The sequence below is a fragment of the Desertivirga brevis genome (genome assembly GCF_017355835.1).
Window position 1 is genome coordinate 110129 of sequence record NZ_JAFEWF010000005.1, and the last position, 12084, is coordinate 122212.

Here is a 12084-nt window from a genome sequence, read left to right on the forward strand (position 1 = left end):
GAAATTTAACACAGGTTAACATCTTTAATTCCTTCGCGCCTTTTTTTGAAACTAGGTTTCCTTGTTTTTATTAGCATCGCTGCTGATAAACATTTCGTTTGCCGTTTCTGCCACAATATCCAAAAAGCGTTCGTAATGCTTAAGTACGTCGCTTATCAGTTCATTTTTCGTAAAATACTGCACATTATAACCTTCCCTCGAATCCCCAAAAAAGGTTTTGGGATAATAGATTTGCTTGTCCTGCAATTCAGGAAGGTTATGGTCGTCTATCAAGTGCTCTGAAACCATTCTTACCTGGCTTTTTACACCATAAATGAAATTGTTCACAACATCATGCGAGATCTCCAATTCAATCCTTTCAGGGTTCTGACTTGACTTTATCTTCACGTCAATGCCATTAGTAGCGAACTCTTTTTTAAGTTCCATAAAAGCTTCCAGGGCATTAACCTTTATGAACTCGTCAACAGATGGGCGGTTTTTAAACGAAATGATCTCCTTTAATCGTTGCCTCCACAAATCGCCCGACCAGGGAACAGTTGATACCGAAAAACCGCGTTGATAATACTTATAGTCGATCACAAGGCCTTTCATCAAAGCAACGGTAAACAGCAACATGATCAGTGAAAATGGTAAAGCAGTGATCAGGGTCATCGTTTGCAATGCTTGTAATCCACCTGCATTTAATAACATCAATGCTAGTACGGCTAATAAAACACCCCAGAATACCTTCTGCCAAACTGGCGACTTTCCCGAGTTTCTCGTTGCGATACTATCCATTACCAATATGCCCGAATCGGCCGAAGTCATGAAAAAGATAACGATGATGGTGATCACCAAAAAACTGGAGATAAACGGCATTGGCAGCAACTCCAAAAATCGGAACATCAGGGCGTCAGGATCGTTAACCAATTCGCTTAATGCCCCACCTGTAATGTTGAAGTCGAGCCAGATGGCACTATTCCCGAAAATAGAGAACCATATAAAATTAAATAAGGTGGGAAGGATCAGTACAGCGGAGACGAAGGATTTAATGGTACGGCCCTTTGATATGCGGGCAATAAATAAGCCTACGAATGGTGCCCATGAGATCCACCAAGCCCAGTAGAGGATACTCCAGTTGTAAAACCAGGGGAGCGTTTCCTCTTCGTACACGTGAGTATTAAAGGTGATATTAAAAAAATTGTTAATGTAATTACCTAAGCCATCCGTAAAGCTGCCGATCAAATACACGGTCGGCCCCACGGCTAAAACAAAAAGAAGCAGCACAATAGATGCTCCAATATTGATATTGCTAAGTATTTTTATTCCTTTATTCACCCCGGACGTTGCTGAAAAAATAGCAAATGAAACTAATACCGCTACAATTCCAACTTGGTATCCAAAACTCGTTTCAGGTAAGATCCCGAGGGTTTTCAAACCAGAATTAATCTGTACTACCCCAAATCCGAGAGTAGTGGTAATTCCGAAAAAAGTGCTGCACAAAGCAAAAACATCAATAGCAGTTCCCCATTTTCCATTTACTTTTCCTTTCAACAGTGGATAAAGGCAACTTCTAAGTGATAGAGGCAAGCGGTACCTGTATGCGAAATAAGCTAACGAAAGTCCAACAAGACCATAAACAGCCCAAGCATGGATCCCCCAGTGGAAGAACGTGTACAGTTGTGCGTTCTTTGCTCTGTTGATATAATATTTCCCAAAAGCTTCGGTTGAGTAATGAGAAATTGGTTCGGCAACAGCAAAGTACATAAGCCCAATTCCCATCCCCGCGGCAAACAACATAGAGATCCATGAAAAGAATGAATACTCAGGCTTACTGTCGTTAGACCCTAATTTGATGTCCCCGTATTTACTGAACATCAAATAGACCAAAAAGATCACAAATATGGTAACAGACCAAACATAAACCCAATTCAAATTAACAAAGATGAATTGTTTTATATGGTTTAAAACCTCCTCGGTACCCTGAGGGAAAAAGACCGAAAGGAGGCAAACGCCAATAATGAATGTTAGGCCTGGAACGGTAATGTCTCTGTCGAGGGTTGATTTTAAATTGCGTTGAACCATAGAACTTTATCCTTAACCTTCACAACAGGTTTTTTGTTGTCAAGATTATTTTAGGCTCCGATCTAAAGTACTGTAATATACATATGCGCCTGTTTTCCGCAGCCCTCTAAGCGCTATCACTCACGTAATTTACTTCAACTTAACCACCGCCTTCAAGGTAAAAATGGTATGAGCACTGAAAATCCCCAACGCGCCGTTATTGAAATTCGAATTGGGATTGGAGGGGGCTACAGGTGGACCGCCTTCTCCGGAAATTTGCGCAATGGCGAAGTAATATTTATAAACAGGCAAATCCAGCCCACGCATTTCAACTTCCAGGGAATCACCTTCTGCAAGCTCATCAAGATCGGTAAAAAGCGTTTCAGTAACATTATTCCCGTTAGTAAACCGGTCTTCGGTAAGGGATTCCTGTACTTCTTCATCCTTGGCTTTTATCCTGAACAAGTACTGATTTTTCGCTTCTTTGGGATCTTTGTAATAAGCAAGTGGAACAATCACTTCCTCGCCAAAAAAAGACAGTTTTCTAAAGCCCAGTGAATCCAGTTTTACGGCTAACGGCATGGTAGAACTTGCGGTATACACTTTACCTTCCACGTTTACATCAAGCACATATCTCGTTCCGGGCACTCCTGCAAACTTTGGACTTTTGTAAACGCCTTTTTCGGTTTCGGTGAAAGTAATCTTCTGTCCCCCGGGAGTACTTAGCACCACCTGGGCCCCTGAAAGACTATTGAACCTGTTTGTTTCAGTAAAGGGAATGGTTTTAGAAATCCTTACCACGTGATTGGTGTCCAAATCATTTACCTCGGCTTCAATAACCAGTTTAGGTTCTGAATCCTTTAGATCAATGTCTACTACTTTTTCACAACTTGCAAATAATATACCTGCAAGTAGAAGCAGCGTAAAAACCTTTGCTTCTGATTTCTTATATGTCAATGCGATCAATTGAGATACTTTCATAATTTAAAACTTGAAGTTCCAGGTAACAGATGGGATAATACCGAACAGTGTAGTTCGTACAGCTTGAGTCTTTGTTGCGTCATCCGGATCGTCCCTGAAGTCCATTGTATAAGTGTTTTGCCTGTTGTACAAATTGTAAATCCCAAACGACCAGCTCGACTGCAGTTTTTTCCCAGGCTTCGCTTCCAATGTAGCAGCCAGATCCAGCCGGTGATAATCCGGCAGACGGTCGGCGTTCCTCTCCGAATAATAAAATACAGTTTTGCCTTTCAACTGATATTTCCCGTTAGGGAAGGTAACGGCATTGCCTGTATTATAAACGAATGTTGATGAAAGTGTCCACCGCTTGCTTGCCTTGTAAATGCCCACCAGGGAAAGGTCATGAGTTCGATCCTGCTTTGACGGGAACCAGGTGCCGCCATTAATATCGTCAAACTGACGCTCCGTACGGGATAGGGTATAACCAACCCAGCCATTCAATTTTCCGAATCGCTTTTTAAGGAACAATTCTAGTCCGTATGCCCGGCCATCGCCATACAACAGATCACCCTCCACATTATTGTTACCTCGCAGATCGGTACCACTGCGGTACTCTATCTGATTAGCCATGCTTTTATAATAGACCTCTGCAGAAAACTCGTATCTGTCATTGTTAAAGTTCCGGAAGTATCCCACGGCCACCTGATCCGCAATTTCGGGTTTGATGTTGTTACTGTTCATTACATACAGATCAGTAGGAGAGGTGGATGTGGAATTTGACATCAAGTGCAAGTTCTGCGTGTTCCTCGTATAAGAGGCCTTTAGAGAACTGGATTTTCTCAACTGATAACTTGCAGAAATACGTGGTTCGGGGTTTATATACGTTTTAACAATTTCTCCTCCTGCATAAGTGCCGGTACCAATTGTATTTCCGTCCCTGTCATAGGTCCTAAAATCACCGGGACCAAAAGCTGAAAACGCACTGCCGCGAAGGCCGTAAGTAATATTTAGTTTGTCGCTAACCTTCCACTCATCCGAAATATAGATTGCAGTTTCCAGACCTGTGCGGTTTTGAATCTGATCATCATTTACCGACGAGGCCTCACTTGCCGTGATCTTACCAGGTCTTATGGTATGGTGTATCACATCAAGACCAAAGCGAAGATTATGCTGGTTCAGAGAGTATTGAAAATCCTGTTTAAGATTATAATCCTGGATAGCCGACTTTACTTTAAAATCGCTCTGCTCAATAAAGCTCTGAATTACGTAATTGTAATTGCTATAGATGAGCGATGTGTTTGAGAATAAACGGTTATTGAACAAATGGTTCCAGCGAAGAGTAGCGGTAGAGTTACCCCAATCGAAGCCGAAGGTTTTGTTCAGCCCTAGTTCATCCCTTCCAAAATACCCGGAGAGGTAAAGTGTATTATTCTCGTTTATGCGGTAATTCACTTTGGCATTTAGATCGTAGAAATACAACACGTTATTTCTAATGGAGGTGTCTGGAGCCAATTTTAGAAATGCATCAGCATAAGTTCTTCGTCCGCTGATAATAAACGAGCTTTTATCCTTGATCAACGGGCCTTCCACCTTTAACCGGGATGAGATCAATCCCAAACCACCTTCTACTCCGATGTCGTTCTGGTTACCGTCATTCATGCGGATATCCAATACAGAGGCCAATCTTCCACCATATTGAGCAGGCATTCCGCCTTTATAAACAGCTACATCTTTTATCGCATCTGAGTTGAAGGTAGAAAAGAAACCCAGGAGATGGGAGGCATTATAAACAGGAGCTTCATCCAACAGGATCAGGTTATGGTCAATTGATCCACCTCGAACGTAAAACCCGCTATTACCTTCACCTGCTGATTTTATCCCGGGAAGAAGCTGGAGTGTTTTGATAATATCACGTTCCCCAAATAAAACCGGAACATTCTCCACTTCAGCCATGTTCAGTTTGGCAAGCCCCATCTGGGCACTTGAAACATTAATGTCTTTTCGCTCTGAAGTAATTACCACCTCTGCCAGCTCATTATTTGCTTTTAGGGAAAGGTCGAAGCGAGTATTCTTATTTAGGTTTAAAGACCGGGTAAGAGTTTGGTAACCGATATAGCTAACTGTCAGACTATAGTCTCCCTTTGGTACGCTCAATGAATAATAACCGTATGCATTAGTGGTTGTAGCGTTATCTTTAGCTCCCCTAAGCTTTATCGTTGCACCAATTAAAGTTTCTCCGGAGGTAGAATCTTTGACGACCCCCGAAATAGTAAAGTTATTTTGGGCGAATCCATATCCCGCAAATGAAAGTAATGCCAGAATAAGTACGCCAACCTTTTTAAATTGATTCATCAACCTTTATTTGTCGTAAAAAATGTACCGCTAAGATGCGGTAAATTTTAATTTGTTACAGGATTTATGGAATCAATCTTGATGGCGGATGGTTAACGAAAAATACGAGCTGATGCTCAACCTATTCTGCTGCAGCTCTTCCTAGTCGGTCATTTATTGCCAGGCCAAGGCCTTCTTCAGGAAATACTTCAGCCAGGATAATGTCCAGTCCTTTAGAGTCAAGCTCATACAGAGCATTGAATAGGCCTTGTGCGGCTTCTTCCAGATTACCTGATGGCGATAAGATGAGCTGATGGGCAATAGCAGGATGGGTGTAATGAGTGTTGAAGGAAAGCACGCCTACTTGCTTTCCCTGCACATTAAGCAGGTGTTGTTTCACATCAGCAGTATGGATCAATTTTGCTCTTGGGGAGTAATGTTTTAGAAGCATGCCAGGTGATGCAGGGCTGGCAGATTCATGTGTGATAGTTTTTATCTCCACACCATCCAGTGCTGCTTCCAGCGCTTCTTTCGTTATTGCACCATGGCGATAAAGGTAAACACCGTCCGACTTAAAACCCACTACGGTAGATTCAATTCCTTTCTGGCATGGCCCCCCATCCAGAATAAAGGGAGCTCTTTCACCAAACGCTTTTCTAACGTTCTCTGCACTTGTCGGACTTATATAGTTCGAAGGATTGGCGCTTGGAGCAGCCAGCGGAAATCCTGTTTCCTGCAACAAGTTGAGAGCTATAGGGTGATTAGGCATTCGCACGGCAACCGTGTTACCTCCGGCGGTTATCACGTCTAAAATCGTATCTTGCTTTTCCAACACGAGCGTAAGAGGACCCGGCCAGAAATGACTGGCCAATTTTAATGCCGTATCCGGAATGTTCTTTGCCACTTCACTCAGCACTTCGAAGGATTTGATGTGTACGATAAGGGGATTGTTTGATGGCCGTCCTTTCAACTCAAAAATTGAACGTACCGCAGTAGCATCATAAATATTTGCAGCTAAGCCGTATACTGTTTCCGTGGGGATAACAACAACTTCCCCTTGTTGCAACATTTTCGCAGCTTTTGAAATTTCCGGACTAGACATGCCGCAAATTTACTGATCGTTGCAATATCATTGTGAAAATACTTTGGCGTAAACAAGTGTCAATAGTACTTTTCAGGATAGAATGAGGGCGAATTAGCACAAATCACAAAGTAATGCTTGTTCGCGATGAAGCAAATGGAGTGAATATAATTCATTACCTTGCTGTCTAGTCGCTTTCTTACATCAACACAATGACGAATAACATTTTTGAAGCCAGCCTTAAAACTATCGGTTTACTACATGTGAATGAGGATAGTCTTAAACTTATCAATTCTGAGGCTTACAAATCGTACATCAAGGCCATGTACTTACCTAAAGGATGCAGTATCAAAGTCGACTTTACTATTTACCATACTGGAGAGCCTTCGCTATTCTTTATAAGTCCCAATCAGGTTCTAAGTATTGAAGCTCTCTGCACGGAGCAGGGCTATTTTATATTTTATAATCGTGATTTCTATTGTATCCAGATCCATGATGAGGAAGTAGCTTGCGACGGCCTGCTGTATAATAACATTAATAATATGCCTATGACAGTGGTACCTGAGCAGGACGCCGCGTTCATCAATCATCTTTTCACCCAAATCCAAAGCGAGTTTGAGCTAAAAGATTCCTCACAAGAGGAAATGCTTCGCACCTATCTAAAGCAGTTGTTTATCAAATCCACAAGGCTTTGGAAAAAGCAGCATCTAAACGGGGTGCTCACCGATCAGAACAATGACCCTGACGCTTTTAGACAGTTTACCCAATTAGTTGAGGCCCATTATAAGCAGAAACATACCGTAGCAGACTATGCCGACTTGATGCTGGTCGCGCCTAAAACCCTTACTCATAAATTCAAACGGATGAATCTTCCTGCCCCAAATGATGTGATCAAGAACCGGATCATTCTCGAGGCTAAAAGACTTCTAGTACATACCACTCTGACTGCAAAAGAGATTGCGTATGAGTTAGGATACGATGATCCGGCTTACTTCAGCCGTTTGTTCTTAATAAAAACCGGCGAATCGCCTTCAGGATTCAAGTCGAAGTATTTAGGTCAAGGTCAACTGGATGCTGGTCCTGCATATCTTGCATCGGAGGCTTAAGGACTAAATTCAAATACATCCTCACAACTTTCTGTTAAAGCGAGCTCTCTAAGCAGCGCTATAATTTACCTTTTCCATCTGAAACTACACCGGTTCAGGGCTATTAAAATAGTTTTAATGGTACCAGGGAAAAATCTACAAGACACTCAGCTATATGTCCATTCCTCAGCCTCATGTTTCTGCCCACCTTTGTACTGTTCACTGATAACAATACAAAAAGAAACATAAATTAAAAGCTAAAACAATGAAAACACTTATCTTAACCATCAGTCTTCTAGCAGCACTAACCCTTAATAAAAACCTTAGTGCCCAGGTAAAGAGAACACCCGCTTCAGCAGGCAGAGCAGAGTACATCGAGGTAGAAAAGAATGTCAAATTACATGTGACAGACTTAGGTGAAGGACAGCCAGTTGTTTTGATCCATGGTTGGCCATTAAACGACGCTATGTATGAGTACCAATACCAATATCTTGTTAAAAAAGGATTCAGAGTGATCGGAATTTCATTAAGAGGATTTGGAAAATCAGACAGGCCTTATGGTAAGTATAACTTTGATGTTTTCTCAGACGATATTAAAGTTGTATTAGAGAAACTGAATATAGAGAAAGCCGTGCTCGGAGGCTTTTCAATGGGAGGAGCGGTAGTTACTCATTATACTGCTAAATATAATGGGGCGCATATCAGTAAGCTGGCACTGTTCGCTGCTGCAGCACCATCATGGAAACAACGGGCTGATTTTCCTTTCGGTGCGTCTGATGAAGCGGCCGCAGGTTTGATCAAAACAACAGAAACCAACAGACAACAGCTTATTGTAGACTTTGGAAACAGCTTTGGTGCCACTGAAAACAGCTTGTCGGCACCAGTGTCCAACTGGTTGGCCAGCATCAACTCAGATGCTTCACCTTATGCCACTACACAATCGATCACTGCATTAAGAGATCTTGACCTTCGTCCGGAACTAGCTAAGATCAAAATCCCGGTTGCTATTTTCCACGGAACAAAAGATAAGTTGTGTGAATTCGAATTCGCTAACCAACTGCATAAAGGCCTAAAGAACTCTTACATTGTTAAGTTCGAGAACAGTGGTCACGCATTGTTCCTTGAAGAAATGGATAAGTTTAACACAGAGCTTGAGAAATTCGCAAAATCATAAGAAGGATAAAGCTCTCCAATTACAGGAAGTTTAATTTCCAAAATAAAGGGAATAGGTGGCCGGTGCTAATCTATTCCCTTTTTTAGTAAAACACCTCGCACCGTTATGCTGAATTCATTTAAATATCTCTTGGTCTTTATAACCTCGCTGTCACCAGCACCAAAACAAGAACATCCCCACCTTGCACCGTCATGCTGAATTCATTTCAGCATCCCTTGAACTACACATTAATATCAATTATACCTATACTGTAAATGATTTAAAGTAAAAGCTTAACAATCAGCCCACACCAACTACTAATTGATTAGGTGAAACCCCATATTTCTTTTTAAAGATATAAGAGAAATGGGAGAGGTCTTCAAATCCAACTTCAAGGTACACCTCTGTGGGCTTCTTCTTTTTCTCCGCTAAATGATAATAAGCAAACTCGAGTCTTTTGTCGGTTAACCACTTCTGAGGGGTGGTATTAAATAGCTTTTTGAAATCCCTGTTGAATGTAGATAAACTCCGGCCAGTCAGGTATCCCAGTTTTTCCAGCGACATGTTAAACATGAAGTTCCGCTGCATAAAATCAACCAAATCGATCTTACCCGGAGCGTCGAAATTTGCCAGAACACTATCAACACCCGGATCGATCGTACGGAGGATACTTACAGCTTCTGTTATTTTCAGAGAAGCGATATCCTCTGGAAATTCACCCTTTACATCAAAGTAAGGTATTAGGGATGCTAAGCAGCTTTCTATTAATGGATGACCGCTGAAACTGAATATCTTTTGTTCCGGTTGCCTTTTCACCCTGACATCAATCTTCTCGTAATATTTCTTTTAGCGTTCAGTCGATAAATGCATCACCACGGTTTTATGAGGCAATCCGTTTTTGGGGTAATTAATAATAGTGGCCAATTGATTTCTAGGAATAAGAAAGATATCTCCTGTTCTGAAGTAAAAGGTTGTATCCCACTGGATAATCTTTGTTTCGCCTGAAATGAACCAGACTAGCATATGGTCGTCAAACATCAGGTCCGACTTGAACAGCTTGTCCTCATAAGACGATAGCTTAATCTCCTTGCTTAAGTACCGGGATATATGTTCCATTTTTTAAAGTTATTTATTTTAGTCAATGATATGAGTTCCTTTTTCAACTAGTTGGTTGCGAAGGATTTCTCGAACGAGGTGTAGCTGTAACAGATATTCCGCAAGTCCTGATAGATCTCGCACAACCTTGATGACTGATCATTATCGTCTTGTAAGATTTCCAGATCTTTGCCTGCACAGGCTTCAGAAAGTTCATCGGTGATCAAAAGATAGGAGGTTTGCGGAACCTTATTTTTTAGCAGCCGGTGAGCTTCCACAACCACTTGTCCGTATAGCTTTCTAAACCCACCCAGGTAATACTCGCTCATTGGTCCATAATGGGCTACAGCCTTAAGTTCCAGGTTCAATTTCAGGTTGTATTTTATTTCTAAAGTCGCCCTGGTTTGATCAAAAGCAGTTTTCATCGCTTTAAACTGTTCCATAATTTCATCGGTATCTGGTAGCTGTTGCCATTTGAAAAAGAATACTGCGTCGCCCTCGATCTCGGCTACCTCCAAATCCAATTTATTATTTTGGATGATTGATGAAAGTAGTTCATAGGTTATGCTTCTTCCCGTTATCTGGTCTGTGCTTCCCACAAGTTCTGTGAATCCGCTGATATCTGGTATAAATACCAGGCCCTTCCGGTCGGGCTGACCATTTGTGTAAGCCCTCTTTGTTACTGCTTTAATTCTGTTAAATATGTTAATCATGATAGTTTGTATTTTTTCATTATATCAGATAGCGATACCATTTAAGCCTCCGCTCATTAAGCCCACCGGGGAAGGGGCATTCAAGCTAATTCACTTCGAACCTTATGCCTGTCATCTGTTCGCTGAGGTTCCAGAGTTTTTTAGCATTTGTCTCATCCAGGGAGTAGGGTTGTACACCTCGTTCACCGAGACCGTTACCTGCTGTAAAATGGCCGAGGTCTAATTCCGCAATGTCTCCATCTTCGCAATAAACACCACCTATATCAGCTAGCAAGGGACTAGTGGCACACCAAATTGTTGTAGCTGCACCTTGAGGAATGCTTTTAAGACTTGCAAGGATCTCCTCACGCATATTGCCATTTTCATCAAAGAAGCCCATCTGTTTGAAAAGTTCCATGTCCGCTTGCCGACCTAGTTCTGTACCTGCGATAGAGCCAGGATGTAAAGAATATGCTCTTACATTAAAGGATTTGGCGCGATTATCCAGTTCAAGAGCGAACAGGTTGCTAGCTGTTTTCGACTGCCCATAACCCAGCAGCGTTTGGTATTCCCTGTGCTCAAAATTAGGATCTTCGAAATCGAAAGGCGCCATTTGATGCCCATAAGAAGATACATTTACAACCCTTGCACCACCGGCTGCTTTAAGCGCAGGCCATAACCTGGCTACCAGCTGATACTGTCCTAAGTAGTTTGTTGCTAATTGAGATTCGATACCCCGACTATCCCTTTGTAAAGGAACCCACATTATACCGGCATTATTAATCAGCAAATGAAGAGGTCTGCCCGAAGCAAGAAATTCACCTGCAAATGCATCAATAGTCTCTGGCTTGGTTAAATCCATTGCAGCGATCTCTACATTTGGAATGCCCTCTAAATTTCGCTTTGCTTTTTCAATGTCTCTCGCTGGAACGACCACCGTTGCCCCTGCTGATGCCAGAACCTTGGTTGTCTCCAGTCCAATACCTGTATTACCTCCAGTTACAATTGCTATTTTTCCAGTCAGGTCAATTCCTTGGATCACTTCAGCAGCTGGTGATTGAGCGTTAAATCCTGAGGCAATTGGAGTCTGTAACGCACCTTGATAATTGTTCTTTTCCATTTTGTTTTTTGTTAAATGATATAGAACAAATGTAGGCGGTTCAGGAAGGGGCAGTTTTGTTCAGGCAGTCAATTTACTTTGTTGAAAATGTCATGAGGGGAAGGGATTACGTTAGGGATTTTTGCGTTACAGGGGAATTAAGAAGAGTGGCGCAAAGTCGAATACTTAGTCCAAGCTTGAAAGGGAGAAATCAATAAGTAGGGTAGAGGTAAACCTGAAAGTTGAATCTCTTATCGAAACAGTTCAAATAAGAAGCTAGCAATTCCCACTCTAAAGAGATACAGACTAGTTATGAGAAAGGCAACTAACAGGTATGACTTTGCATGGCTGGAATTTCCCTTCATAAGATTAAAGTACAGCAATACAAAACAGACCATTAATACCGCCAAAAGAGCACCCCAATTTTCAATAAAAACATTTAGTGGCAGGCTTTCAATTCTCTGTGATTCTGCACCCTCTCCGAAAAGCAACCAATAGACAATAGGGATGATTAGCACATAAAGTAAGGAGCAGAGAATGAGGTT

The 12084-nt window shown here is 41.8% G+C and carries 10 protein-coding genes; 2 read left to right on the plus strand and 8 right to left on the minus strand.

Going from position 1 to position 12084, the window contains the following annotated elements:
- Window positions 1-51: 51 nt before the first annotated feature.
- The 4 genes from J4N25_RS13405 to J4N25_RS13420 form a co-directional block, all read right to left on the minus strand.
- Window positions 52-2064 carry a BCCT family transporter gene (locus J4N25_RS13405; RefSeq protein WP_207420161.1) on the minus strand — a complete coding sequence of 671 codons (2013 nt, stop codon included), beginning with the start codon at window positions 2062-2064 and terminating at the stop codon, window positions 52-54.
- Window positions 2065-2193: 129 nt separating this feature from the next.
- Window positions 2194-3024 carry a DUF4249 domain-containing protein gene (locus J4N25_RS13410; RefSeq protein WP_207420162.1) on the minus strand — a complete coding sequence of 277 codons (831 nt, stop codon included), beginning with the start codon at window positions 3022-3024 and terminating at the stop codon, window positions 2194-2196.
- Window positions 3025-3027: 3 nt separating this feature from the next.
- Window positions 3028-5355: a TonB-dependent receptor gene (locus J4N25_RS13415; protein WP_207420163.1), complete on the minus strand. Its 2328-nt coding sequence runs from the start codon at window positions 5353-5355 to the stop codon at window positions 3028-3030.
- Window positions 5356-5476: 121 nt separating this feature from the next.
- Window positions 5477-6436, minus strand: coding sequence for an L-threonylcarbamoyladenylate synthase (locus J4N25_RS13420; protein ID WP_207420172.1), 960 nt, complete (start codon window positions 6434-6436; stop codon window positions 5477-5479).
- A gap of 191 nt (window positions 6437-6627) precedes the next feature.
- Between J4N25_RS13420 and J4N25_RS13425 the strand changes: the two genes are divergently transcribed.
- Both J4N25_RS13425 and J4N25_RS13430 read left to right on the plus strand, forming a co-directional pair.
- Complete coding sequence (locus tag J4N25_RS13425; protein WP_207420173.1) at window positions 6628-7521, plus strand: helix-turn-helix domain-containing protein; 894 nt, start codon at window positions 6628-6630, stop codon at window positions 7519-7521.
- 244 nt (window positions 7522-7765) lie between these two features.
- A complete protein-coding gene (locus J4N25_RS13430) occupies window positions 7766-8674 on the plus strand; it encodes an alpha/beta fold hydrolase (RefSeq protein ID WP_207420174.1) in 909 nt (302 codons plus the stop codon).
- A gap of 279 nt (window positions 8675-8953) precedes the next feature.
- On the opposite strand, the gene J4N25_RS27140 is transcribed toward J4N25_RS13430, so the two are convergent.
- From J4N25_RS27140 to J4N25_RS13445, 4 genes are all read right to left on the minus strand, one after another.
- Window positions 8954-9469, minus strand: a complete 516-nt coding sequence (locus J4N25_RS27140) for a helix-turn-helix domain-containing protein (RefSeq protein WP_369410815.1) — start codon at window positions 9467-9469, stop codon at window positions 8954-8956.
- 30 nt (window positions 9470-9499) lie between these two features.
- Window positions 9500-9769, minus strand: a complete 270-nt coding sequence (locus J4N25_RS26785; protein WP_242695744.1) for a hypothetical protein — start codon at window positions 9767-9769, stop codon at window positions 9500-9502.
- Between the two features lie 47 nt (window positions 9770-9816).
- Window positions 9817-10461: a DUF2652 domain-containing protein gene (locus tag J4N25_RS13440; protein WP_207420175.1), complete on the minus strand. Its 645-nt coding sequence runs from the start codon at window positions 10459-10461 to the stop codon at window positions 9817-9819.
- 85 nt (window positions 10462-10546) lie between these two features.
- Window positions 10547-11560, minus strand: coding sequence for an SDR family NAD(P)-dependent oxidoreductase (locus J4N25_RS13445; RefSeq protein ID WP_207420182.1), 1014 nt, complete (start codon window positions 11558-11560; stop codon window positions 10547-10549).
- Between the last annotated feature and the right edge of the window lie 524 nt (window positions 11561-12084).

Coding starts and splice junctions, on each gene's coding strand:
- J4N25_RS13425 (WP_207420173.1), top strand. CDS start 6,628: ATGACGAATAACATTTTTGAAGCCAGCCTTAAAACTATCGGTTTACTA.
- J4N25_RS13440 (WP_207420175.1), bottom strand. CDS start 10,461: ATGATTAACATATTTAACAGAATTAAAGCAGTAACAAAGAGGGCTTAC.
- J4N25_RS26785 (WP_242695744.1), bottom strand. CDS start 9,769: ATGGAACATATATCCCGGTACTTAAGCAAGGAGATTAAGCTATCGTCT.
- J4N25_RS13410 (WP_207420162.1), bottom strand. CDS start 3,024: ATGAAAGTATCTCAATTGATCGCATTGACATATAAGAAATCAGAAGCA.
- J4N25_RS13405 (WP_207420161.1), bottom strand. CDS start 2,064: ATGGTTCAACGCAATTTAAAATCAACCCTCGACAGAGACATTACCGTT.
- J4N25_RS13445 (WP_207420182.1), bottom strand. CDS start 11,560: ATGGAAAAGAACAATTATCAAGGTGCGTTACAGACTCCAATTGCCTCA.
- J4N25_RS13415 (WP_207420163.1), bottom strand. CDS start 5,355: ATGAATCAATTTAAAAAGGTTGGCGTACTTATTCTGGCATTACTTTCA.
- J4N25_RS13420 (WP_207420172.1), bottom strand. CDS start 6,436: ATGTCTAGTCCGGAAATTTCAAAAGCTGCGAAAATGTTGCAACAAGGG.
- J4N25_RS13430 (WP_207420174.1), top strand. CDS start 7,766: ATGAAAACACTTATCTTAACCATCAGTCTTCTAGCAGCACTAACCCTT.